Raw genomic sequence first — 23,162 nt, 5'->3', positions numbered from 1 at the left:
TAATCGAGCGGCGTGAGACTAAAGAATGCGGGCCCAAGCACTGGAATCTTCGAGAGCAGCGGAATCGTCCATGTGTCGATCGACGCGCGCACGGCCGCCGACGTATAAGGCTTGCCGACATAAGCCGATAAACCGATGCCGAAAATCGTCAGCGAAAGACCGGTGGCGACCTGATTGGCCAGCATGGTCAGCGTGAGAAAGCCGAACAGCAGCGACATGGCGAGTCCAGCCGCAATTGCCGCGAGCACGCCGAGCCACGGACTACCGGTGACGGCAGTGACCGCGTAACCACTGACGGCGCCCATCAACATCATGCCTTCCACGCCCAGATTGAGGACCCCCGATTTCTCGGTGACGAGTTCGCCGACGCCCGCAAACATCAGCGGAATCGCGGCGGTGACGGCGCTCGAGGTGAGCGCGCTAGCTTGTTGAATATCCATAAGACCGGGTTGGGGAAAATCAGTGGGCTTTAGTTGCAACATGAGCAACCGCGGTACGGCGGCGCACACGGTAATTCACAAACAGGTCAGCACCCAGCAGGCAGAACAGCAGTAGCCCCTGGAACACGCCGGAAAGCGCCTGCGGCAACTGCATCGACGTCTGCACCGCTTCACCGCCGAGGTACAGCAACGCCATCAGCAGACTCGCCAGCACAATGCCGACGGGATGCAAGCGGCCCACAAATACGACGATGATCGCGGTGAAGCCATAGCCCGGCGACCAGGTGGCCTGCAACTGGCCGATCGGCCCGGAGATTTCCCCCATGCCCGCCAGCCCGGCGAGTCCGCCGCTGATCAGAAGCGAGGTCCAGATGGTTTTCTTGTCGGAGAAGCCGGCGTAGCGCGCGGCGAGCGGAGCGAGGCCGCCAACGCTCATGCGGAAGCCGGCAAAACTCTTGCGCATGAATAGCCACACGAGCGGGATCGCCACGAGCGTGACGAAGATCGACGCATTCAGACGCGTGCCGTGCAGGAATTTCCAGTGCCAGTCGCCGGAGAACGTCGGATAAAGCGCGTCGCCACTGAACATTTCGGAGAGCGGAAAATTCATGCCCTGCGGGTCGCGCCACGGACCGCTCACCAGATAGATCAGCAACTGGGCCGCGACGTAGGTGAGCATCAGGCTCGAGAGGATCTCGTTGGTGTTGTAGCGGCTCTTCAGGAACGCGGGGATCGCCGCCCATACCATGCCGCCGACGATACCCGCCAGCATCATGGTCGGCAGAATCCACCAGCCGCTCGCCTGATCGAAATAGATCGCCACGCCGCTCGCCGCAATGCCGCCGAGCAGCATCTGCCCTTCGGCGCCGATGTTCCAGACATTGGCGCGATAGCCGATCGCGAGACCCAGTCCGATCAGGCACAAGGGCGACGCCTTGAGCAGCAGTTCGGACCAGCCGTTCACATCGGAAAGCGGTTCGATAAAGAACGCGTGCATCGCCTCCAGCGGATCGCGGCCGACCAGGCCGAAAATCAGGAAGCCTATCGCAAGCGTGAGCAATGCGGCGATCAGCGGCACGGCGATCTGCATCGAGCGTGAGGGCGCGGTGCGAGCTTCGAGTCGATACGGAAAAATCATAAGTCTGCGTGGGGCCGTAAGTTGAGGCGTGGGGCTGCTATACATGTTGTTTCGGATGTCGAGCTAAGTGGGTAATACCTGGCCCATACCCCGGCAATAGATTCGGTTGTCAGAAGCCTCCCAGTGCACTCAGGCGTGCGCCGGTTCTTCGGTCGAAGGCGCCGCGCCCTCTTCCCGTGCACCGAACAGACCCGCCATCCATCTGCCGATCTCTTCGGCATTGGTTTCTCCGGTGGTACGCACGGGCGAGAGCCGGCCGCGCGCGAGCACCGCGATGCGGTCGCAGATGTCGAACAGCTCTTCAAGTTCTTCGGAGATCACCAGAATCGCTACACCGCGTGCCGACAGATCGAGCAACTGCTGTCGAATGAACGCGGCGGCGCCGACATCGACGCCCCAGGTAGGCTGCGCGACCACCAGTACCTTCGGCGCCTGCAAAATCTCGCGTCCCACGATGTATTTCTGCAGATTGCCGCCCGAGAGGCTCTGCGCGAACGCCTCGGTGCCGCCGCAGCGCACGTCGAAGGCATCGATGCATTTCTGTGAGAAGGTGCGCATCGCACCCGCCTTGATCCAGCCGGACTGCACCATCTTCTGACGATGGCCCGTCAGCAACGCATTTTCCGCGAGCGTCATGGCAGGCACTGCGCCACGTCCCAGACGCTCCTCCGGTACGAAGCCGAAACCGAGCGAGCGTCGTCCACCTGCGCCGAATCGACCCGCGGCCTTGCCGCAAATCGTGATCGCATCGGCGCGCGCGCCGCGCTGCTCGCCGGAGAGCGCCGACAGCAACTCGGCCTGGCCGTTGCCCGACACGCCGGCAATGCCGAAGATCTCGCCGGCATGCACGCTGAACGAGACATCGTCGAGCGAGGTGCCGAACGGATCGTCGCTCGCCGCCGAGAGATGCTTCACGTCGAGCAGCACGTCGCCCGGCGTGTGGGCGCGGCGCGTGTAGTCGGGCAGCGAATGGCCCACCATCAGCTGCGCGAGCGACGCGTGCGTCTCTTCGCGCGGCTTCACGTGACCGGTCACGCGGCCGCCGCGCATCACCGTGGCGGTGTCGCACAGCTCCTGGATTTCGTCGAGCTTATGGCTGATGTAGAGAATGCTGCAGCCTTCGGCCGCGAGGCGCCTTAAAGTCTCGAACAGCTTGCGCACTGCTTGTGGCGTAAGAACCGAAGTCGGTTCGTCCATGATCAGCAGACGCGGATTCTGCAGCAGACAGCGCACGATCTCGACGCGCTGCCGCTCGCCCACCGTCAGGCTGTGAACGTGGCGCTGCGGGTCGATATCGAGGCCGTAATCCGCCGACACTTCGCGGATGCGCTTGGCCAGTGTCTTCAGGTCGAACGGCTCATCGAGCGCAAGCGCGATGTTCTCGCCCACCGTCAGCGTCTCGAACAACGAGAAGTGCTGGAACACCATGCCGATGCCGAGCTTGCGCGCCGCAGCCGGACTCGCGATTTCAATCGTCTGCCCCTCCCAGCGAATTTCGCCGGCATCCGGCCGCACCGCGCCGTAGATGATCTTCATCAGCGTGCTCTTGCCCGCGCCGTTTTCGCCGAGCACGGCGTGGATTTCACCGGGCGCGACGATCAGCGTCACGTCGTCGTTGGCCCGCACTGCCGGATATTGCTTGGTGATGCCTGCCAGCACGAGGCGCGGCACGACAGCCGGGCCGCCTGCGGGCTGCGCGGCGTCGCCGTGATAAGAAGAAGAGTCGCCCATGAGTTTCCGTAATACGCCGATGACTGTCTGTCGCAACGAGGCGGCGCGCGCACGGCCGAATGCGCGGTGCCTTCGCTATATCGAAATGACAATACCTAATTCGACCCTGTCAGTCGAGCCGCCAAAATTCCCCGCAAACCCGCGCCAGCCCGTGCTGTGCGGGTATCCCTCTCTTGACGCATCTTTCTGTTCATATTAAAAGTCATATACCCTAAGGCCCGCTCGATCAGCCACAACATATATTTCGGAGAAGTCATGAGCCAGCAACGCGAGGCGATCGACACATACTTATTGCGCGTCTTGCACACCCTCTTGATGGAGCGCAGCGTGACGCGCGCGGCCGTCAAACTCAATCAGTCCCAGCCCGCCATCAGCGCGGCGCTGCGGCGTCTGCGCGACATCACCGGCGACCCGCTGCTGGTGCGCGGCAAATCCGGCATGGTCCCGACCGAGTATGGGCTGCGTCTGCTCGAACCGGTGCAAAACGCCCTGCGCGAAATCGAGCGCATCAAGTTCCAGCAGCACAATTTCGATCCGGCCACCTCGATCCGCTGCTACCGGATCGGCTGCCCGGACTATCTGAATGTGCTGTTCGTGCCGACCGTCGTGGAGCGCTTCCGTCAGGCCGCGCCTAACGCGACGCTTGAATTTCACTCGCTCGGGCCGGCGTTCGACTACGAACTGGCGCTCGAGGACGGCAAGCTCGATGTCGTGGTCGGCAACTGGCCGGAGCCGCCCGAGCAGCTGCATCTGTCGAACCTGTTTGTCGACCAGATCGTCTGCCTGATGAGCAGCGCGCATCCGTTCGCCAAGCGCGGCGGGTTGACGCTCGACCAGTATCTGAATGCTCCGCATCTTGCGCCTACTCCCTATTCGGTGGGCCAACGCGGCGCGATCGACGTGCATCTGGCGCGCGAGCGCCTCAAGCGTCATGTCGTCGTGACTTTGCCGTACTTCAACCTCGCGCCGTATGTGCTGATCAAGTCGGATCTGATCTTCACGACGACGCGGCTCTTTGCCGATTACTACGCGAAATTTCTGCCGCTTACTGTGGTACCCGCGCCAATCGATTTCCCGCCGATGCAGTACTACCAGTTGTGGCACGAACGTGTGCATTACTCCGATGAAGTGCGGTGGTTGCGAAGCCTCGTTGCCGAGGCGACCAAGAGCTTGATCGATAAACCTTGATGCTTGCTGGCCCGCGTCACGGAACGCGGGCTATTGTTAGCGGCCGGCGCGGCTTCATCACGACCGCCGCGCTTGCAATGGACCGCTATTGCGATGCTTTACTTTGCACCCCATCCGCGTCACGCTGCGGCCTGATACAGCGCTTTCGCCAACCGGTTGTGCTGCTCGATCACCGGACCCAGTTCGACAGTCGCCAACTGCCCGTCCTTCACCACCACCTTCCCGCCAATCACGCTATGCGACACCTGTGACGGCGCACAGAACACCAGTGCCGCCACCGGGTCGTGCAACGCGCCGGCAAACAGCGGCTGACGCAGGTCGAACGATACAAAATCTGCGGCCATGCCCGGCGCCAATGCGCCAATATCGTCACGGTTGAGCACTTTCGCGCCGCCCAGCGTCGCGATCTCCAAAGCTTCACGCGCGGTCATCGCATCGGGACCGAAGCCGACTCGCTGCAGCAATAGCGCCTGACGCACTTCCGCGACCATCTGCGCGCCGTCGTTCGATGCCGAGCCGTCCACCCCGAGGCCCACTGGCACACCGGCAAGCCGCATCCGCTTGATCGGTGCGATGCCCGAAGCGAGCCGCATGTTCGAACACGGACAATGCGCGACGCCCGTACCGGTCCGCGCAAACAGTTCAATGCCGGCATCGTCCAGTTGCACGCAGTGGGCATGCCATACGTCGTGACCGACCCAGCCCAGATCCTCCGCATACTCCGCCGGCGTCATGCCGAACTTCTCGCGGCTATAAGCAATATCGTTGACGTTCTCCGCCAGATGCGTATGCAGCGACACACCGTATTGACGCGCCAGCGCCGCCGATTCGCGCATCAGATCGCGGCTCACCGAAAACGGCGAACAGGGCGCAACCACCACCCGCAGCATCGCGTAACGCCCGTTGTCGTGATACGTCTCGATCAGGCGCTGCGTGTCCTTCAATATGTCCGGTTCGCGCTCCACCACCGAATCGCGCGGCAAACCGCCATCCTTTTGTCCCACACTCATGCTGCCGCGAGCCGCATGAAAGCGCATGCCGATCCGGCGCGCTGCCGCAATGCTGTCGTCAAGCCGGCTACCGTTCGGGTAGATGTACAGATGGTCGCTCGAGGTCGTGCAGCCGGACAGCAGCAGTTCTGCCATCGCGGTCAGCGTCGAGACTTCGATCATCTCTGGCGTGAGGTTCGCCCACACCTTGTAAAGGTTCGTCAGCCAGCCGAACAGCTCGGCGTCCTGCGCGGCCGGAATCGCCCGCGTCAGGCTCTGATACATGTGGTGATGCGTGTTGATCAGACCTGGTATCACCAGATGCCCGCGCATATCCAGCACTTCGTCGGCCGTTTGCGGCAGTTCGGCCGTCGGGCCGACTGCAACGATCCGGTTGTCCTCGATATACAGGCCGCCGTCGCGCAACTCGCGCCTCGCGCCATCCATCGTGACCAGCACGTCTGCGTGCTTCACCAGCATGGTCTTGCCGTGCCTGTTTGCGGCTGCTCGCGCGCCTGCCTGTTGCGTCATCGTCATTCGTTTTCTCCGCTTTGTGACTGCCGTCGCGGTGCGCCCTCTTTCTGGCTGGCCGTGGCGGCGAGGCTGATACCGGCTGTGCCGGTACGCCATACCGTATGCAAAGTCGTTCGAACGCGATGTAGCGGACACGCCACCGTGCCGCCGCGTCCATTCGAACGCCGTTGGCCCGGTTACCCAGCGTGTGACGCCGTCTTCGGGGTGCGCGGCATTGCTGTTGCGCACAGACGTAACCTTCGACGGCCAAAATAACGCTGACAACTCACGCCATTGAGATACCCAACCTCACGCAGCCGATATAGTGGGCTTTTTTGGCACCGGTAGGATCGGGACAACCAGTCATACAGGGCTCTTGACCGTGCCACAAGGGTTTGCACGAAGCGTGCGAGTCCCATGGACAATTCTTACAGTGGGCTGTCATGCGCCAGCGATTATCTTTCCTATCGCTCGCGCGCGAAGGGGAACATCCTTTTTACAATGGCTGCCACGGCGCTCGCTTTCATTCGCCGACGGGTATGTAGCCACTGACGTGGAGCCTCGATCCGCCGCAACGTATTCTGGATCGGGCCGCCGCCGAAACCTCGCATTCACATAAGGAAAATTGCGAATGGGAAAGCTCACTACCCATGTGCTCGACACCGCCAACGGTCGTCCCGGCGCGGGCATCAAGGTCGAACTCTTCGCGCTCTCCGGCGACACGCGCCGTGCGCTGAAAACCACCCTCACCAATAGCGACGGCCGCTGCGACCAGCCGCTACTCGAAGGCGACGCTCTGGTCGCAGGCGAATACGAACTCGTGTTCGGCGCCGGCGACTACTTCGCTTCGATCGGCACCAAGGTGCCGGAGCCGCGCTTCGTCGATCGTGTCGTGCTGCGCTTTGGCGTGGCCGATGCCGGTGCGCACTATCACGTGCCGCTGCTGGTGTCGCCGTGGTCGTACAGCACGTATCGGGGCAGCTAAGGGGCAGCCAGGACGCCGCGGGGTAAAAGATGGGGCCGCGCTCACGCCTCACCGACATCGCCACCGCTGCATTTCGCAGATGACTGGAGACACCTGCGAAGCGCAGTCCAATTCGACCGCCCTGCCTGAAACCCGTCGCTGAGACCGATGGCGTTGAACCGATAACCCGCAATACGGCGCTGTGCGAACTGAGCGCACCGCGTCCCCTAACAGCAGTTTGTGCGAGTGGCGCATGGCAGATTGAATAACCGGGTCGTCATTGACCCGGCATCGAGCCAACGCCCACCGCGCAGACAACGAATCAGAAGTGGAGGAGTTCATGGAAGGCTTTATCACTGACTGGCTGAACCTGGCATTGCGCTGGTTTCACGTCGTCGCCGCGATCGCCTGGATCGGCGAATCGTTCTATTTCGTCGCACTCGACAACAGCCTGAAACCGCCTACAGACCCGAACCAACGCAGGCGCGGCGTATTCGGCGAACTGTGGCATGTGCACGGCGGCGGCTTCTATAACATGCAGAAGTACACCGTCGCGCCTCCGGAAATGCCGGACGACCTGCACTGGTCGAAGTGGCCGTCGTACACCACGTGGTTGTCTGGCGCGAGTCTCTTCACCGTGCTGTATCTGTTCTCGCCAAGCACCTACCTGATCGACACGAGCGTGATGGATATGGGCCCAGTGGTGGCCGTGTTCTCCGCGCTGGGTTTCCTCGCCGCTGGCTGGATCGTCTACGACTCGCTGTGCCGGGTGCTGGGCAACAAGGACAAGGTGCTCGGCATCTGCGTCGGCATCTATGTGCTGATCGCGGCATGGCTCGCGTGCCATATCTTCGCCGGCCGCGCGGCGTACCTGATCGTCGGCGCGATGCTCGCGACGATCATGTCGGCCAACGTGTTTTTCGTGATCATTCCGGGCCAGCGCAAGATGGTCGACGCAATGCTGAAGGGTGACACGCCGAACCCGATCTACGGCAAGCGCGGCAAACAACGCTCGGTGCACAACACGTACTTCACGTTGCCGGTGGTGTTCGCGATGCTGTCGAACCACTACGCGATGACGTACACGAATCAGTACAACTGGCTCATCCTTGCGATGATCATGATGGCTGGCGCGCTGATCCGTCAGTTCTTCGTGATGCGGCACCGCGGTCAGGTGCTGTGGTATCTGCCGCTGGTCGGGATTGCGTTCATGTTCGGCGCCCTTTTCTGGACGATGCCAAGGCCGGTCGTGCCGCAGGCGGAAGCCGCCAATGCGCCGACGCTGAAGGTTGCGGACATTGCGCCGATCCTGCAGCAACGCTGTGCAGCGTGCCACTCCGCCCATCCGACCTTGATGGGCAGCGCACCAGCGGGGGTGATGTTCGATACGCCGGATGAGATCTCGCAGAATGCGCAGCGCCTGTATCAGCAGGCCGTGACGCTGAAGGCGATGCCGCTCGGGAATGTGACGCATATGACGGATGATGAGCGTCAGAAGATTGCGGCATGGTTCCAGGCTGGGGCGGAGAAGTAATTGATTGGCTGAGGCTGGCTGGCCGGTGTACCTGGTTGGCAGCAGATAGACAGCGGGCTTTTCGCGCGAGCGGAAAGCCCGCTTTTCTTTGGGACGCTAACCTGTCAGAACCAAGTCGCGTAAATTGTATCCCTTAGGCTACAAAAATACGGGTTTTTGCCTATTTTGTGGCCCTTGAGATACAAAATAGACATAGCGGTTTGTGCCTTTTGGGCTACAATAATCATCCATTCTCGGCATTTTGATGCCCTGGGGCTACAAATGACCACGCTCGCCGATGTCTCGGACATGTTAAAGGAAGTGCGTCGCGAAACCCGCCTGTCGCAGGAAGAACTGGCACGGCGCGCCGGCGTTGCACGCACCACCGTCGCACGAATGGAAACGCTCGCGAAAAACGACATGAGCGTATCCGTACTCGTGCGCTTACTCGAGGCGGCAGGCTACGATCTCAAGGTTGTTGCACACGGCCATGGCCGGACACTTGAAGACATCCTTGCCGAGCAACGCGCAGAATCGGGACCTAACCAATGAAGCTCGATGTTCAGGTCCAGGGCAGGAAGGTCGCCACGCTTTTTCGTGAGCGCGACGACTATGTCCTTCAATACGAACGGGACGCAGCCTCCAGCGATTTCGTCAGTCTGACGATGCCCGTGCGCCAGGAGGCATGGCGCTGGCCACGTGACCTGCATCCGTTCTTTCGTCAGAATCTGCCCGAAGGCTATTTGCTGAACCTGATTCGGGAACAATTTGGACCCTTGCTCGACGGCACGGATCTATCGTTACTCGCAGTGGTGGGTGCAATGGGGATCGGACGTGTCACCGTGACACCCGAGGGCGTCGAGCCCGGCACCGAGTTGCAGGCATTGGATGTCAAAGACATCCTTCATGGCGACAACACGGCGGAGCATTTCGCCGCGCTGGTTCGCGACTATGCGCGTGCCGCCATCTCGGGGGCCGTGCCAAAATTCATTGCTCCGCAAAAGAGTCTGACTGACAGTCCCGCTTTCGACGCTCCGCTTGGCAAACCCACGCTTCGAACGAGCCGTTACATTGTCAAAGGTTCGGACGAGAATACGCCGTTCCTCGGGTTCAACGAGTTCTATTCGATGCGCGTGCTCGAACGTCTCGGCGTAGCGCCCGTGGCACTCACCCAGATGTCGGACGATGGCCGGGCACTCGTCGTCGAACGCTTCGACGTTAACGCCGAAGGGTTTCCTGTGCATGGTGTCGAGGACATGTGCGGCTTGCTCGGTCTGCCGCCACATGAGAAATACAACTCGACCACAGAGAAAGTGCTTAACGTCGCGAAAGCGTATTTGCTGGATCGGACCAGCATACGGCAACAGCTAGAACAATTAAGCTGGCACCTGCTTAGCAACTACGTGGTACGTAACGCGGATTGTCATACCAAGAACATCGCTCTTTTCTATACGTCCGTCGATGACGTCGCCTTCACGCCGGTCTACGACATCGTGACTACGCAGGCCTATCCGCGTTTCGCGGCGAACCCTCCGGGACTGCCAGTCGATGGCCGTAAGACATGGGCGGCAGGCAAAGCGCTTGAGCGTTTTTTCAACTCCCGCGTCGGCATCGCGCCGCCCAAATATACGGCGATGGTGGAGGCCTTATGCGACTCCGCGGTATCAGTGGGCTATGAACTGATCGAGGCGGCAAAGAACGAGCCTCAATGGCGCGGGGTAGCAAAACAGATGCTGCACGCGTGGAATGAAGGCATGGAGTCGCTGCGCACCCCGCGGAAAAGTATTCAGTTCAAAAGCCTCAAGCCCGTGATCGAAGCCGCCGGCTTTTCGGCGCCAGAGCCTCCGGAAAGGTCACGCGAAGTTATCGGAGAGTCGCCGTTGCTTACCAGGCGCGGACGCTCGAAAGGCTGACGCCCAATACAAAACGCCCGAGGCAGATGCCCCAGGCGTTTTGTTCTTCCTGCGTCTAACGCAATCGCACCTTACGCGCGATCGGCTACTCCATCAAACCGTCGCCACGCTCAACGCATCCTCGGTCAACCACAGCGACTCGGCGAGATCCTGTTCGTTAAGATTGAGCCCATCGCCGCCGCGATCCACGACGACAAAATCGCTCACCTCACCGAGTGCGATCAGCGGGTGATGCCACACGCCCTTCGCGTAGTTCACGCCCTGCCAACCGCTCGTCACGAACGCACGAATCTGCGCAGCATCGAGCTCGCCGGACGGCGCCACCACAACAAGGTACGGCTTGTCGTTCAGCGGCACAAACGCCTGACTGCCGAGCGGATGGCGCTCGAGCATTTTCACCTCGAACGGCAGCACGCGCGGCTGACCGCGAAACAGGTTCACCAACGTGCGGCCGCCCTCGTCCGTCACGTCCACTTTCGCGAGATCGTGATAGCGGATCGTCGTGCCGAGGTTGATCGGAATCTGCTTCGCGCCTTCGAGTTCGATCACGTCGCCGAACGGGGCGAACGCTTCTTTCGTCAGCGGTTCGATGGCAAGCGTTTTCATTATGCGAGCGTACCCCACAGACGCAGACGCGAGACACCGCCGTCCGGAATGATGTTAAAGCGCACGTGCGTCACCGGGCCGAGCGCTGCCACTTCGCTTTCGAAGTAATGCTGGTTGTCCATTTTCAGCTTCTGTTCGCCCAGCAGCGCCGGCCAGAACATGGCCTGCGTGATCAGCGAGCTGTCGGTGCCGCCCGTGACGTAGGCCGCCTGGATCGAGCAGCGGTCCGGATAGTTGCCCTTGAAGTGCGCGGTATCCACTTCGATCTTCCTGATCACGCCCGGTTGTGCCAAAGCGACGATCGCCCAGTCGTTGCCCGGTTCGCGGCGGCGGCGCGTTTCCCAGCCGTCGCCCATGTTCACGCCACGACCCGGCATCAGGATCGTCGACGCTGCGCCGAAGTGCTGGTTGTTCGCGGCGACCAGGTAGGCGCCATTTTCCATCGAGGCCAGATCGAATTGCTCAGTGCGGCTCGCGCCGGCCCAGTCCACTTGCGGCTGGCCGTAGACGCGCAGACGCGCGATCCCGCCGTCCGGGTAGATGTTGACACGCAGATGGGTGTACGCGTTGGCGTCGCTGACTTCGTGATAGTGATGGCTGTTGCCTTGCAGCGTGGTCGACGGGACGATTTCGGTCCACTGGGTCGACTGGTTCGGCTGGCCGTCCACCACGCGCGCCGCTTCCACCGAAGCCGCCGGGGGGAAGTTACCTGTGAAGTGGCTCGTATCGAGGTCGAGACCCTTGATCACGCCCGGACGCGCGAGCTTCACCACGCACCAGTCGTAGCCGGTGGTGCGCTTGCGGCGCGTTTCCCAACCGTCCATCCACTTGCCGTGCTCGTCGTATTTTCCCGGAATAAAGACGGCAGGTTCCGGATTCAGCATCCGTTCCTTCGGCGCGAAGAAATCGTCGCTAGCCTCGAGCGCCTGCGCGCCGAGACGCGGGTCCGCCAGGTTCACATAGCGGCGGGTAAAGTCCGGTGCGTTGGGGTCGAGAATCGGGAGTGCCATCTTTGTCTTCCTTTCTAATAGTGCCAAAAAACGCTTCGGTTCGAGGGTCGCAGCGCCGCGTAAGAGAGCCGCGCGGGCGTGCTGATACTGATGCGCAGTTACGCGTCGATCAGGTCGTCGAGCCGGAAGCGCGCGATACGGTAGATCTGGTCGAGGCTCGCGCGCAATTCGTCGGCGTGGCTGTTGTTCACGCGCGTTTCGAAGTTGGCGATGATGCCGTGGCGGTCGTACCCGCGAACCGCGAGAATGAACGGAAAGCCAAACTTCTCGCGATATGCGGCGTTCAGCGCCACCAGTCTGTCGAATTCTTCCTGCGTGCACTGCGACAGGCCCGCCCCGCTCTGTTCGCGGGTCGACTCTGCCGTCAGTTCGCCGCGCACGGCGGCCTTGCCCGCGAGCTCCGGGTGGGCGTTGATCAGTGCGAGTTGCTTCGCCTCATCTGCCGTTTCGACCGCGTTCGACATCGTGTGATGCAGTGTGTCGATGCTGGCAAAAGGCCGTTGCTCCGCCGCGAGTTCCGCGACCCAGGGCGAGTGCTCGAAAATGCCCGACAGCGCCGCGACGAACGCGTCGGTGGAAATGCTGTTCAGTTGATCCAGAGTGTATTGCATCGCCTTCATGCCGCAGCCCCGCGGTGGTGTTGTTGGTAAGGATGGTGCTCGCGCCAGTGCCGCGCAATATCGACGCGCCGCGTCACCCAGACGCGATCGTGCTGTTCGATGTGATCAAGGAAGCGCTGCAGCGCGCGAAAGCGGCCCGGACGGCCCAGCAGTCGGCAATGCATGCCGATTGAAAGCATCTTCGGCGCTTCGTCGCCCTCTTCGTAAAGCACGTCGAAAGCATCGCGCAGGTACGTGAAGAAATGATCGGCGGTGTTGAAGCCTTGCGGACTCGCAAAGCGCATGTCGTTGGTGTCGAGCGTGTACGGCACGATCAGTTGCGGTGATTTCGCGCCGCCGCTGACTTCGACGTCCATCCAGAACGGCAGGTCGTCGCCGTAGTAATCCGAGTCGTACAGAAAACCGCCGTATTCGGCGACGAGGCGATGCGTATTGGGACTGTCGCGGCCGGTGTACCAGCCAAGCGGACGCTCACCCGTCACGCGTTCGATCGCTTCCATGCCAAGGCGCATATGTTCCGCCTCTTTTTCCGGCGACATGTCCTGGTAGTGAATCCAGCGGTAACCGTGGCAGGCGATCTCGTGCCCCAGTTCTCCGAACGCGCGGGCGAGATCTGGATGACGCTCGATAGCCATGCCGACACCGAAGACCGTCAGCGGCAAGCCGCGCTTTTCGAATTCGCGCAGGATGCGCCAGACACCGGCGCGCGAGCCGTATTCGTAGATCGACTCCATGCTCATGTGACGTGCCGGATAGGCCGCCGCGCCGACGATCTCCGAGAGGAACTGCTCCGAACCCGGATCGCCGTGCAACACGCAGTTTTCGCCGCCCTCTTCATAATTGAGCACGAATTGCACCGCGACGCGCGCCCGTCCCGGCCAGTTTGCCTGCACCGGGTGGCGGCCGTAGCCGATCAGGTTGCGTGGATAGTTCGAGTCGAGTGGCATGGTTTGACGAATGCGTGCTGACAAAAGGGAGTGGAAAAACTGGAAACTCGCCTGAATCTCGCCGCGACGCCGGTGGAAACCGCCGAAAATGCCCGTCTGATCCGCCCAGCGTCTGGTGGAACCAGTGTAACGAAAACGTCCGGGTGCGCCCATACACCCGGCCAGATAGTGCGTGTCAGAAAGAGTGTATGTGGGTGGGTGACCCCAGGCGCATCAACGCCCGAAACGCGACGGCGGCCGGAGGGGATGCACCTCCGTCGGACTAAACGCTTCGAAGGCGCCGTCATAACGTTTCAGGAGCGGCCGCGCGTAATCGCCGCGCTTGGCCGTGCCGAGGCGCAGCGTGACCAGCGCCTCAACCCATTTCACGGCCGCCGTCACGCCTTCGACCACCGGCACGCCCAGCTCGCCCTGAATCTCCGCACAGAGCTCGGCCATCCCGGCACAGCCGAGCACGATCGCCGACGAGCCGTCCTCATCGAGCGCCCGGCGGCACTCGTCGAGAATGATGCGGCGTGCCTCCGAACCCGGCTGATCGAGCTCGAGTACGGCCACATCGGTCGCGCGCACGTTGTTGCAGAAACGCGTCATGCCGTAGCGCTCGGCCAGATGCCAGGCCATGCCGCAGGTACGCGCGAGCGTCGTCACGACCGAAAACGACGGCGCCAGCACGCTCGCCACGTGCATCGCCGCCTCGGCAATGCCGATCACCGGCCCACGCGCCAGCTCGCGAGCCGCATACAGACCGGGGTCCCCAAAGCACGCAATCACGTAGCCGTCGCAGCCGTCGCGCTCGCCTGCCGCAACCTCGGCCAGCAGGCCGGGGGTGGCGAGCGCTTCGTCGTAGTAGCCTTCGATCGACGGCGGCCCCATGGTCGGGCTGACCGCGATCACCTCGGTGCCAGGCGCCACGACCTCCCTTGCACAGCGCCCCATCGCGTCGGTCATACGCTGCGTCGTGTTCGGGTTGATCAGTTTGATACGCATTTCGAACTCCTGTTGCAACACGCTTACCGGATAGTCAGTACACGATAGAACACGGCACCAAGCGCGGCACCGATAAACCACGAGAAATTCGCCATGCCGTTCAACGACGGCACCATCACGCAGACCACCGCGATCACCGCCGCAGGCAACAACGCAGCTACAGCCTTGTAGTTCACGCCATTGCGATACCAGTAGCTACCCGTTTCGGACACGCTGTAGAGATCGTCCAGGACGATTTTCTGGCGCTTCACCAGGTAAAAATCGACGATCAGGACACCATACAAAGGTCCGATAAAACTGCCCAGCACGTCGAGTGTGTAGTGAATCACGGCCGGGTTATTGAACAGATTCCACGGCGTGATGAAAATCGACGCGACCGCTGCCAGCATTCCACCCATGCGCCAACTGATCAGACGCGGCGCGACGTTCGAGAAATCGAAGGCCGGCGAGACGAAGTTAGCCACGATATTGATCCCGATCGTCGCAATCGTAAAGGTCAACGCGCCGAGAATCACTGCGGTCGGATAGTCGATCCGGCCCACCGTTTCCACCGGGTCCGTAATCAGCTGGCCGAATACCGGCAGCGTGGCGGCGGTCGTCACCACGGTCACCAGCGAGAACGCGAGGAAGTTGACCGGCAGACCCCAGAAATTGCCCTTTTTCACGCTGCGAAAGCTCTTGCCGTAGCGCGAGAAGTCTCCAAAATTAAGCATGGGGCCCGAGAAGTACGACACCACCAGCGAGGTCGCCGTAATCATCACCGGCACCACGCTGAGGCCGTGATATTTGACGCCGCCCAGGTTGATGCCAATGTTCTGCCAGCCGGCGCGCCACACCATATAGCCCGCCAGGATAAACATCACCACGTACACGGCCGGTCCCGCGAAATCGATAAACTTCTTGATCGTTTCCATGCCGTGCCAGAACACCAGGGCCTGAAGCACCCACAGCAGCATGAAGCCGCCCCAGCCGATAGCGGATAGTCCCATGAATCCATGCTGGTGCATGTCCGCATACGGCAACCATTGCGGAACAAATTTGAGCACGACGATCACGAGCGCGCTCGACGCAAGGTAGGTCTGAATGCCATACCAGGCGACAGCGATCAGACCGCGAATCACGGCAGGAATGTTCGCTCCGAGCACGCCGAACGTCGCACGGCAGGCGACCGGATACGGCACGCCGTTCTGCTGGCTCGGCTTGGCGATCAGGTTGCACAACACGTTGACGATCGTGATTCCAACCAGCAGCGCGATCAGCACCTGCCAACTCGTGAGACCGAGGGCGAACAGACTGCCAGCGAACACGTAGCCGCCCACGCTGTGCACGTCCGACATCCAGAACGCGAAGATGTTGTACGCGCTCCAGGTCTGATGGCGCAGCGGCGCGAGATCTTCGTTGTACAGACGTTCGCTATAGCCGGCAGGCACGCCGGGATCGCCCGACGAGCCTTCGTTATCGAAGGCAGAATTCGGAGGAATAGCAGAATTACCCGGTACAGCACTGAACTGAGCCATGACTTCTCCTTGGGTTTAAGGGGACCGCCGATTTCCCGTCGACGGGCACTGCATCTGTCACGCACAACCTCTTCCCGGTCGGGATGGATCGTGCCCGTACGACGTTCCCGCGGTTGTCCCTGTACCTGGATGCCTATCCATACAGATAAGCATAACTAAGTACTTATTGTTATCGCTTCGCCACTCACCGCGTGCTCGCGCCGAAGCGTTCTCGCGTGCATGCGGCCCGGTCCAGGCAGCCGCGTGCGAAGCGTATGGACGTACTTATCCACATCGCCGGTTCGCGATGATTCGTCAGTTCAAATTCAGTGCAACGCGTGCCCCTCGCAATTCCTGCTCCGTGATGCGCGTCGATCAACGCGCACGGGCAGGCTGCCTCAAGACGACACGGTTTTTACCGGTCTTGCGCCAAACACTTCGTGCAGATCCGCTGCACCGCGTGCTGGCCTATCGAGCATCTTCAGTTCGACGCTTTGCAAGTGGCGCGACATCAGGGCCGCTGCCTCCTTCGCATCGCCGGCGTCGAGCGCGGCGAGAATCGCTTCGTGGTCTTCGAACGAGCACGGGCTGCGGCCGAGCGACTCGTACAAAGCCGAAATCAAGGTCGAGCGTGCAACCAGTCCATTCAGACAGTTACACAGCACCGTATTGCCGGTGAGCGATGCCAGTTCCGTGTGAAACTCACCCGAAAGCCGGATCCAGGCCGAAAAATCACGCGTTTCGAACGCTTTGCGCTCGCGGCCGATCATGCTGCCGATATTCTTCAGACGGCGCGGTCCATGACCGGCACAGATCTTCTCCACCACTGCCAGTTCGATGATGCGGCGCATCTCGAACACCTCGTGCACTTCCTGCAGCGACGGACTCGCGACGAAAGCGCCGCGGTTCGGCTCGAGATCGACGAGGTGATCGGTCGCCAGCAACGCGAGCGCCTGGCGGATCGGCCCGCGCTTGACGCCGAATACTTCGCATAACTGTGCTTCTGTCAGCTTGGCCCCAGGTGCGAGTCGATGCTCAAGGATCGCGGCGCGAATGCGCTCGGCGAGCGCTTCGGGCTTCGAACCATTCGCAATGGCAGAGGATGAGGTCGACATGATGTCCGTTCCGTTATGTTGCTCATCATAGGATGGACACAATGATTGTCAACAATTTCAATATTGAATTTTCCGCGATTGGGTTCGGACGCAAAATCGTAGACCTCTTGATCTGCCGGAAACGCCCGTCATAATTGGAATACAGTTCTGTCTGAGGAAATCAACCACGTTTTTAGAGGCAAATTTTGTCAACAAAATCTGTTTCATCTGTCCTGCTACGCCGCCGCTGTTACTAATAAAACATGACCGTTAGTTGCGTTGGTAGCGCAAAAATAAAGCGAGCAACGCCCGCTTCGCCCCCAGATGAGTCATCCGTCAGCTCAGATGAGGATACTCCGACACCGTCATCTTAAAGCCGTGCGGGTCTGAGACAAGATGCGCATCCGCACCGACCGGCAGCGTCACCAGGTTCGGGATATGGCCGAACTCCAGCCCGGTGATCACCGGAATGCCGATCACCGAGCGCACATGCTCGATCATCGTATTCAGATCGTAGCCGTTGTCGTATTCGAACGGCTTGCCGCCTGAGAAATCACCAATGACGAGAGCCTGTTGCCGCTCGAGAATCCCGGCCAGATGCAGTTGATACAGCGTGCGCTCGAGCCGGAATGGCTGTTCGTTGACGTCCTCGACGAACAGGATGCCACCATCCACCGGCGGCATATAGGGCGTGCCGACCAGCGAAGCCAACACCGCCAGATTGCCGCCCCACAGCATCCCGCTGACGTCGACCGTCTGCGCCTGAGGCACGGTACTCGTTATCGTGAAGTTTGGCTTGGTCAGCGCCGCCCAGAAGTGCTGCATGGTGAATTCGCTCAGATCGGGTGCGCCGAAATCACCCATCAGCATCGGACCGCCGAAAGTTTTCAGCCCGGCGCGCGCCAGCAGCGCCATCTGTATGGCCGTGAAATCGCTGTGTCCGACTAACGCAACCGGCTGATCGGTGAGCCGCCGTTGCAAGCCCTCGTAATCGAGCCCATGCAGGATGCGCATCGCACCATAGCCGCCGCGCACCGCCAGCACGATGTCCGGCAGCTTGCGCGACGGGTCGGCCAAACGGTTCAACTCGGCCGCGCGCTCGCCGTCGGTACCGGCAAAACGCTGATAGCGGCGTTCGGTAGCATTGACGCCCTCCACACGATGTCCCTCTGCGTGCAGACGGTGCAGAGCGCGGTGAATCGCTTCGGGGTCGTGCGGATAGCCTGACGGCGCGACCAGTTCGAAAGTGCGATGGGCGATCATGATCGACGCCGATGAGGGGAATGATGGATTTTAGAGCGATTCGGCAGGCGGCGGTTCGATTCGCGCGGCGTCGAGAGCATCGCGAGCCTCGCGGGCTTCCCGCACGGCACGACGCCGGTCGGCAAAGAAGAACTTAAGCGCCGCGGCGCACTCGTCTTCCAGCGCACCACCCACCACGGTCGTGTGATGATTTAGCTGCGGATTGGCAAACGCATCGACCACGCTGCCACAAGCGCCCGTCTTCGGGTCGCGGGCGCCGAACACCACGCGGGCGATCCGCGCGTGCATGATCGCACCGGCGCACATCAGGCAAGGCTCAAGCGTTACGTAGAGCTCACAACCAGGCAAACGGTAATTCTCGAGCGCCTGCGCGGCGGCGCGCAACGCCACCATCTCGGCGTGAGCAGATGGGTCGTGTGCACCGATCGGATGATTGAAACCCTTCGCAATGACCTCGTCGCCGCGGACCAGCACCGCGCCGACCGGCACTTCTCCAGCCGCACGCGCTTCTTCAGCGGCGGCTTGCGCCAACTTCATGAAATGCAGATCGCGTTGCGGAAAAGAGACGGGAGCAACCGGGAATTCGTCAGCCATCGGCGCCTGGCCGGGCTCAAGGAGTGCGCTGTGGGCGCTACTGGTTGAATCACCATGCCCGACGGGTGTAGACGTTGCGCCGGCAACAGGTTCGGGCGCATCGGATGAGACCGCCGAACCTGCATGCACTGCAGTGTTCGCAAGCGGCCCGCTCACTGCGGCCCCGGTTCACCGGAGAGTGCGCCGGCCACATCACTGGCGGCACGCTCAGAGAGGCGTTCGGCAATCCGCCGGCAATATTCGCGCGGCAGAACCAGCGGACCGCCGCGCAGCGATTCGAGCGCCATGTGCAGAGCCAGCATACGCGCGTGAAGACGGCAACGGGTGGCGCGGTCGCTGACCGCATTCAGATCTTCCTGCAGATCGGACAGCGCCCGCAGTTGTTCGACGGCCGGCGGTACGAAGCCCGCATTTTTCAGGATTCGATTCGCCGCGTGCACTTCCCGAGGAACCTGAGCATCGTCCCCCAGGCCAGGCGCTACGACCGTTCCCGGCAAATCGTCGAGCTCACCGCGTGCTGCCGCGGCGGCTATCCGCTGTTCAACTAACGCATCAAGCAATCTCATCTGCAGTCCACTACGTTGCGGCTCACGCATTCTATCAGCGAGGCAGGTGTAAGGGTCGACCATGTAGCTGACAATCTCCTCTGATTTTCGGATTCTGCGTATTTGAAGCGCGTACGGTGCTGCGTTAGGGTCGTGGCACTGTGGTTACCCAATCTCGAATATTACGACTTGCTTTCGATCGAAGGTGGCCGCCCATCGTTGTCATTCCATTCAGAGTTCTTATGCGCTTTACCCTGTTTAGTTCATCGAGCATGACCTGCTCATCACATGCCCTTCCCGATGTTAAACGTGCCGGTTTGCATCCCATGGAAGCTGAGCGTTCGCAGCGCCGTCGAAACCGGTCGAACCTCTTCCGCGCCGGGTTAGCCAGCATCGTGCTGACCGCTTCGCTCTCAGGCTGCGGCGTTTTCTGCGGCGCAGGGGGCGGCAGCGGCGGCGCGTTCGCGGGCGGCTGCTCCACGGGAATGCGCTTCTAATCGTCTGCGTAAATTTCTGTAACGGGCGCGCGAACGGCTGTAATCTGGATCACTCGCGCGCCCACTATCCTTCGGACGCGCAGTGGCGCATCACCACGACGCTCATTTCGCAGGAATATGACTCGAGATCCAGAACATTCAGACGGCCACCTTGGTCCCCATGCAGGTGCACTACTCGCCGATCCGGCGCCTGCCTTCCCGCTCGACCCCGCCCTGCATCGCGCCCTCGCCGACGCTAGACGCGCAGCCGGCGACGAGCTCGGCGCCGTCGCCCATCTGATCGCAGCCCACACGCTGGATGCCTACGCGAGCGGTTCTGCCGAAGCGAGCGCAGCGAATCTGTGCGACGTCGCCACCGGTTACTTCATGAAGGGTGATCTGGAGATCGCGGCAGGCTGGTACCAGCTCGTCCTGACGCTCGACCCGAACGTCGCGGTTGCCTGCCAGAATCTCGCCGCAATCCACGCTTCAGCCGGACGCGCCACCGAGGCCGACGCGTATCGCGAGCGCGCCTATCGGATCCAGCGCGTTTTTGTTGAAGAAGCGCCGGGTCAGGTGCGCCGGGTGCTGGTGCTCTGCTCTGCGCGCGCCTCCGGCAACGTGCCGTTCGAGGGCTTGCTGCCGGGCGCGGTCAACTGCCGGATCAAGTACGCCATCGACTACGCCGCCGACGCGGAAGACGAGCAGCTCCCGCCGTTCGATCTCGTGTTCAATGCAATCGGCGAACCGGATATCGCAGCACCGCTCGCTGCACGGCTCGAACGCTTCACGTCCCGCCTCGCCCAGCCTCTGCTCAACCCGCCCGTGGCGATCGGGCGAACCGCCCGCGACCGGACACCCACGTTGCTGGGCGACCTGCCCGACGTGCAGGTGGCAGCGTGCGTGCGTATCGACGCCGCGCCGTCCTCCGACATCGCGCTCGCCGGCCTGCTCAAAGATCACGCCATCGCGTTGCCGGTATTGGCCCGACCTGCCGCCACGCATGGCGGCGAAGGTCTGGTCCGCTGCGACGATTTCACCGCGCTGCAGGCCCGGCTTTGCGATAGCGAGGGCCCGCAATATCTGACCGCGTTTCGCGACACCCGCTCGGCAGACGGCTACTACCGCAAGTACCGGATGATCTTCGTCGACCGCGAACCGTTTCCGTATCATCTGGCGATCTCACCGAACTGGATGGTCCACTACTTCTCGGCGGACATGGAAGCCCACGCGTGGAAGCTCGACGAAGAACGACGCTTCCTGCAGGACCCGGCCGCGGCATTGGGCCAACGCGCGCTGCAGGCGATTGTGGAGATCGGCCGCCGGCTCGATCTCGACTACGGCGGCATCGACTTCACCTTGCTGCCCGATGGCCAGGTGTTCGTCTTCGAGGCAAACGCTACAATGCTCGCCCACTATGAGCGTGGCACGGGCGCATTGGCCCACAAGAATCCCTTTGTCCAACATATCGTCGACGCATTCGAGCGGTTGATGAAGCGTCGCACGGCGGTCTGAATGAATAACGCAATGAATTTTTCCGGGGGGCCAGGCGCCCTGCCGGCCTCAGTCCTGCGCGAGACGCGCGACGCTATCGAGGCGCTGCCGGAGACAGGTCTCTCGGTACTCGGAATGAGCCACCGCTCGGAGTGGTTTCGCGGCGTGCTCGACGAAGCCGAGCGCAATCTGCGCGCGCTGCTCGGCATCCCGGCGCATTATCATGTGCTGTTCATGCAGGGCGGCAGCAGTCTGCAATTCTCGATGTTGCCGATGAATTTCCTGCGCGCAAGCGGCCGCCACGCCGAGTACATCGTGTCGGGCTACTGGAGCGCCAAGGCCCCAGTCGAAGCACGGCTCGAAGGCGACACGCGCGTGTTGTGGGATGGCCGCGCCGAGGGTTACCGACGCCTGCCTGCGGCCGACGAACTGCAGCTCTCGCAAGACGCGGCCTACCTGCACTACGTGTCCAACGAGACCGTCGAAGGCCTCGAATTCGCCGGCACACCGGGCTTGCCTGAAGTGCCGCTGGTGTGCGACATGTCATCCAACCTGCTGGCCGCGCCGATAGACACCGAGCGCTACGCGATGATCTATGCGCATGCGCAGAAGAACCTCGGGCCGGCCGGCGTCACAGTGGTAATCCTGCGCGACGAGTTCGCCCGCCGCGCGATTACTGGTTTGCCCACCCTGCTCGACTACCGCACGCATATCGCCGCGCGCTCGGTCTATAACACGCCGCCGGTATTTGCGATCTATGTGCTGATGCTGGTGACGCGCTGGCTGCGCGATGAAGTCGGCGGTGTCGAGGCGATGGCCGCGATCAACCGCGCCAAAGCCGATGCGCTGTATGGTGCGCTCGACGCAGAGCAGGGGTTCTATCGCGTGCACGGAGAGCGGTCCTGCCGTTCGACGATGAATGTGGCGTTCCGCCTGCCCACACCGGAGTTGGAGGCGCACTTCCTCGAAACGGCGCGTCGCGAAGGTTTTCACGGTCTCGAAGGTCACCGCTCGATCGGTGGCCTGCGCGCGTCGCTCTACAACGCGGTGACGCTCGACGCGGTCAATGCGCTGTCGGAATGGCTCGGCGAGTTTCGCCGCCGCGAAGGTTAGGCGGTGCGGCGGGTTGTCGGCGGCCATTCAGGGTTGCCGACAACCTATCACCTTCATTCGGCTGTCAGTTAGCCGACGTATGCTGCTCGAGGTACAGCGCGAAGCCGTTCTGGGTCGTCGTGATCTTCTTGACGCATTCGTCGTAGTCCGAGCCCATCGAGTGATCGGGGCCGTACATGGCGCGGCATTGCGCGTACAGGGTAATCGTCGCGCCGCTTCCCTTCGCCACCCGGGCGGCCGAATAGACAGCGTGGCCCGAACTGCCCGGCACGTCGGACTCGATCGACGTGGCATCCGCGCGGATCACCGGCTCTTCCGAATGCTGCGCCACGTAGTTCTTCGTCAGCTGCCACGCCTGATCGCATTGCGCCTGATCGCGGCAGTTTATGGTGGCATTCGTCTGCGCCGCATCGAGCCGGCGTTCTGAATGGGCGAAGTCGTTGTCGCGCGCCGCTTCTTTGTCGGCGGCGGACCCGCAGCCCGTCAAGGCGAGTGCAAGGAGAGCGACGGCAATGGTCGTTTTCACTG

The 23,162-nt window shown here is 61.8% G+C and carries 22 protein-coding genes; 7 read left to right on the top strand and 15 right to left on the bottom strand.

The features are described 5' to 3' along the window. From M0954_RS29785 to M0954_RS29775, 3 genes are all read right to left on the bottom strand, one after another. Nucleotides 1-440: ABC transporter permease (locus M0954_RS29785; protein WP_367279552.1), on the bottom strand; the 440-nt coding region annotated here is incomplete at its 3' end. 19 nt (nucleotides 441-459) lie between these two features. Then, the gene (locus M0954_RS29780; protein ID WP_133891744.1) at nucleotides 460-1,578 is read right to left on the bottom strand and encodes an ABC transporter permease; all 1,119 of its coding nucleotides are present in this window, start codon (nucleotides 1,576-1,578) and stop codon (nucleotides 460-462) included. 129 nt (nucleotides 1,579-1,707) lie between these two features. Further along, on the bottom strand, nucleotides 1,708-3,309 hold the full coding sequence (locus M0954_RS29775) for an ABC transporter ATP-binding protein (protein WP_133891745.1): 1,602 nt from the start codon (nucleotides 3,307-3,309) through the stop codon (nucleotides 1,708-1,710). A 255-nt stretch (nucleotides 3,310-3,564) separates the two neighbouring features. On the opposite strand from M0954_RS29775, the gene M0954_RS29770 reads away from it, so the two are divergent. Next, entirely contained in the window at nucleotides 3,565-4,497 is a 933-nt protein-coding gene (locus M0954_RS29770) for a LysR substrate-binding domain-containing protein (RefSeq protein WP_122155051.1), read from the top strand. A gap of 119 nt (nucleotides 4,498-4,616) precedes the next feature. Here M0954_RS29770 and M0954_RS29765 read toward each other — a convergent pair whose 3' ends face one another. After that, nucleotides 4,617-6,023 carry an 8-oxoguanine deaminase gene (locus tag M0954_RS29765; protein ID WP_297357071.1) on the bottom strand — a complete coding sequence of 469 codons (1,407 nt, stop codon included), beginning with the start codon at nucleotides 6,021-6,023 and terminating at the stop codon, nucleotides 4,617-4,619. Nucleotides 6,024-6,630: 607 nt separating this feature from the next. On the opposite strand from M0954_RS29765, the gene uraH reads away from it, so the two are divergent. The 4 genes from uraH (at nucleotide 6,631) to M0954_RS29745 (ending at nucleotide 10,389) form a co-directional block, all read left to right on the top strand. Next, nucleotides 6,631-6,984 carry a hydroxyisourate hydrolase gene (gene uraH, locus M0954_RS29760; protein WP_133891746.1) on the top strand — a complete coding sequence of 118 codons (354 nt, stop codon included), beginning with the start codon at nucleotides 6,631-6,633 and terminating at the stop codon, nucleotides 6,982-6,984. Between the two features lie 319 nt (nucleotides 6,985-7,303). After that, entirely contained in the window at nucleotides 7,304-8,497 is a 1,194-nt protein-coding gene (locus M0954_RS29755) for a urate hydroxylase PuuD (protein ID WP_297357070.1), read from the top strand. 261 nt (nucleotides 8,498-8,758) lie between these two features. Then, nucleotides 8,759-9,028, top strand: coding sequence for a helix-turn-helix transcriptional regulator (locus M0954_RS29750; protein ID WP_297357068.1), 270 nt, complete (start codon nucleotides 8,759-8,761; stop codon nucleotides 9,026-9,028). After that, the gene (locus tag M0954_RS29745) at nucleotides 9,025-10,389 is read left to right on the top strand and encodes a type II toxin-antitoxin system HipA family toxin (RefSeq protein ID WP_297357066.1); all 1,365 of its coding nucleotides are present in this window, start codon (nucleotides 9,025-9,027) and stop codon (nucleotides 10,387-10,389) included. The genes M0954_RS29750 and M0954_RS29745 overlap by 4 nt, the downstream gene beginning before the upstream one ends. Before the next feature lie 93 nt (nucleotides 10,390-10,482). On the opposite strand, the gene M0954_RS29740 is transcribed toward M0954_RS29745, so the two are convergent. From M0954_RS29740 to M0954_RS29695, 10 genes are all read right to left on the bottom strand, one after another. Then, entirely contained in the window at nucleotides 10,483-10,995 is a 513-nt protein-coding gene (locus M0954_RS29740; RefSeq protein ID WP_122155057.1) for an ureidoglycolate lyase, read from the bottom strand. Then, entirely contained in the window at nucleotides 10,995-12,005 is a 1,011-nt protein-coding gene (gene alc, locus M0954_RS29735; RefSeq protein ID WP_122155058.1) for an allantoicase, read from the bottom strand. The genes M0954_RS29740 and alc overlap by 1 nt, the downstream gene beginning before the upstream one ends. A 98-nt stretch (nucleotides 12,006-12,103) precedes the next feature. Further along, a complete protein-coding gene (gene uraD, locus M0954_RS29730; protein WP_123387712.1) occupies nucleotides 12,104-12,625 on the bottom strand; it encodes a 2-oxo-4-hydroxy-4-carboxy-5-ureidoimidazoline decarboxylase in 522 nt (173 codons plus the stop codon). Beyond that, nucleotides 12,622-13,572, bottom strand: a complete 951-nt coding sequence (puuE, locus tag M0954_RS29725; RefSeq protein WP_122155722.1) for an allantoinase PuuE — start codon at nucleotides 13,570-13,572, stop codon at nucleotides 12,622-12,624. Before puuE ends, uraD begins: the two co-directional genes overlap by 4 nt. A gap of 213 nt (nucleotides 13,573-13,785) precedes the next feature. Next, complete coding sequence (locus tag M0954_RS29720) at nucleotides 13,786-14,559, bottom strand: aspartate/glutamate racemase family protein (RefSeq protein ID WP_122155060.1); 774 nt, start codon at nucleotides 14,557-14,559, stop codon at nucleotides 13,786-13,788. Nucleotides 14,560-14,582: 23 nt separating this feature from the next. Continuing rightward, nucleotides 14,583-16,076, bottom strand: a complete 1,494-nt coding sequence (locus tag M0954_RS29715; RefSeq protein WP_123387714.1) for an NCS1 family nucleobase:cation symporter-1 — start codon at nucleotides 16,074-16,076, stop codon at nucleotides 14,583-14,585. 377 nt (nucleotides 16,077-16,453) lie between these two features. Further along, on the bottom strand, nucleotides 16,454-17,170 hold the full coding sequence (locus M0954_RS29710; protein WP_123387715.1) for a GntR family transcriptional regulator: 717 nt from the start codon (nucleotides 17,168-17,170) through the stop codon (nucleotides 16,454-16,456). 315 nt (nucleotides 17,171-17,485) lie between these two features. After that, nucleotides 17,486-18,412, bottom strand: a complete 927-nt coding sequence (ldcA, locus tag M0954_RS29705; protein ID WP_133891750.1) for a muramoyltetrapeptide carboxypeptidase — start codon at nucleotides 18,410-18,412, stop codon at nucleotides 17,486-17,488. A 30-nt stretch (nucleotides 18,413-18,442) separates the two neighbouring features. Next, nucleotides 18,443-19,006: a tRNA adenosine(34) deaminase TadA gene (tadA, locus tag M0954_RS29700; RefSeq protein WP_122155064.1), complete on the bottom strand. Its 564-nt coding sequence runs from the start codon at nucleotides 19,004-19,006 to the stop codon at nucleotides 18,443-18,445. Between the two features lie 152 nt (nucleotides 19,007-19,158). Then, entirely contained in the window at nucleotides 19,159-19,572 is a 414-nt protein-coding gene (locus M0954_RS29695; RefSeq protein WP_122155065.1) for a DnaJ family domain-containing protein, read from the bottom strand. Nucleotides 19,573-20,165: 593 nt separating this feature from the next. Between M0954_RS29695 and M0954_RS29690 the strand changes: the two genes are divergently transcribed. Both M0954_RS29690 and M0954_RS29685 read left to right on the top strand, forming a co-directional pair. Further along, nucleotides 20,166-21,542, top strand: a complete 1,377-nt coding sequence (locus M0954_RS29690) for a hypothetical protein (RefSeq protein ID WP_297357064.1) — start codon at nucleotides 20,166-20,168, stop codon at nucleotides 21,540-21,542. Continuing rightward, a complete protein-coding gene (locus M0954_RS29685; RefSeq protein ID WP_297357062.1) occupies nucleotides 21,543-22,634 on the top strand; it encodes a phosphoserine transaminase in 1,092 nt (363 codons plus the stop codon). It begins immediately after the preceding gene. A gap of 64 nt (nucleotides 22,635-22,698) precedes the next feature. Here the strand turns inward: M0954_RS29685 and M0954_RS29680 are convergent. Continuing rightward, nucleotides 22,699-23,162, bottom strand: a 464-nt coding sequence (locus M0954_RS29680; RefSeq protein WP_367279551.1) for a hypothetical protein, incomplete at its 5' end; no start/stop codon positions are given.

Origin of the sequence: Paraburkholderia sp. (genome assembly GCF_026225065.1) — a bacterium.
Taxonomy (GTDB): domain Bacteria; phylum Pseudomonadota; class Gammaproteobacteria; order Burkholderiales; family Burkholderiaceae; genus Paraburkholderia.
This window is presented reverse-complemented; position numbering and strand designations above follow the sequence as displayed.

Bases quoted from the DNA above. Each gene is read 5' to 3' on its own strand.
- M0954_RS29780 (WP_133891744.1), bottom strand. From the start codon at position 1,578: ATGATTTTTCCGTATCGACTCGAAGCTCGCACCGCGCCCTCACGCTCG.
- M0954_RS29775 (WP_133891745.1), bottom strand. From the start codon at position 3,309: ATGGGCGACTCTTCTTCTTATCACGGCGACGCCGCGCAGCCCGCAGGC.
- M0954_RS29770 (WP_122155051.1), top strand. From the start codon at position 3,565: ATGAGCCAGCAACGCGAGGCGATCGACACATACTTATTGCGCGTCTTG.
- M0954_RS29765 (WP_297357071.1), bottom strand. From the start codon at position 6,023: ATGACGATGACGCAACAGGCAGGCGCGCGAGCAGCCGCAAACAGGCAC.
- uraH (WP_133891746.1), top strand. From the start codon at position 6,631: ATGGGAAAGCTCACTACCCATGTGCTCGACACCGCCAACGGTCGTCCC.
- M0954_RS29755 (WP_297357070.1), top strand. From the start codon at position 7,304: ATGGAAGGCTTTATCACTGACTGGCTGAACCTGGCATTGCGCTGGTTT.
- M0954_RS29750 (WP_297357068.1), top strand. From the start codon at position 8,759: ATGACCACGCTCGCCGATGTCTCGGACATGTTAAAGGAAGTGCGTCGC.
- M0954_RS29745 (WP_297357066.1), top strand. From the start codon at position 9,025: ATGAAGCTCGATGTTCAGGTCCAGGGCAGGAAGGTCGCCACGCTTTTT.
- M0954_RS29740 (WP_122155057.1), bottom strand. From the start codon at position 10,995: ATGAAAACGCTTGCCATCGAACCGCTGACGAAAGAAGCGTTCGCCCCG.
- alc (WP_122155058.1), bottom strand. From the start codon at position 12,005: ATGGCACTCCCGATTCTCGACCCCAACGCACCGGACTTTACCCGCCGC.
- uraD (WP_123387712.1), bottom strand. From the start codon at position 12,625: ATGAAGGCGATGCAATACACTCTGGATCAACTGAACAGCATTTCCACC.
- puuE (WP_122155722.1), bottom strand. From the start codon at position 13,572: ATGCCACTCGACTCGAACTATCCACGCAACCTGATCGGCTACGGCCGC.
- M0954_RS29720 (WP_122155060.1), bottom strand. From the start codon at position 14,559: ATGCGTATCAAACTGATCAACCCGAACACGACGCAGCGTATGACCGAC.
- M0954_RS29715 (WP_123387714.1), bottom strand. From the start codon at position 16,076: ATGGCTCAGTTCAGTGCTGTACCGGGTAATTCTGCTATTCCTCCGAAT.
- M0954_RS29710 (WP_123387715.1), bottom strand. From the start codon at position 17,170: ATGTCGACCTCATCCTCTGCCATTGCGAATGGTTCGAAGCCCGAAGCG.
- ldcA (WP_133891750.1), bottom strand. From the start codon at position 18,412: ATGATCGCCCATCGCACTTTCGAACTGGTCGCGCCGTCAGGCTATCCG.
- tadA (WP_122155064.1), bottom strand. From the start codon at position 19,006: ATGGCTGACGAATTCCCGGTTGCTCCCGTCTCTTTTCCGCAACGCGAT.
- M0954_RS29695 (WP_122155065.1), bottom strand. From the start codon at position 19,572: ATGAGATTGCTTGATGCGTTAGTTGAACAGCGGATAGCCGCCGCGGCA.
- M0954_RS29690 (WP_297357064.1), top strand. From the start codon at position 20,166: ATGACTCGAGATCCAGAACATTCAGACGGCCACCTTGGTCCCCATGCA.
- M0954_RS29685 (WP_297357062.1), top strand. From the start codon at position 21,543: ATGAATAACGCAATGAATTTTTCCGGGGGGCCAGGCGCCCTGCCGGCC.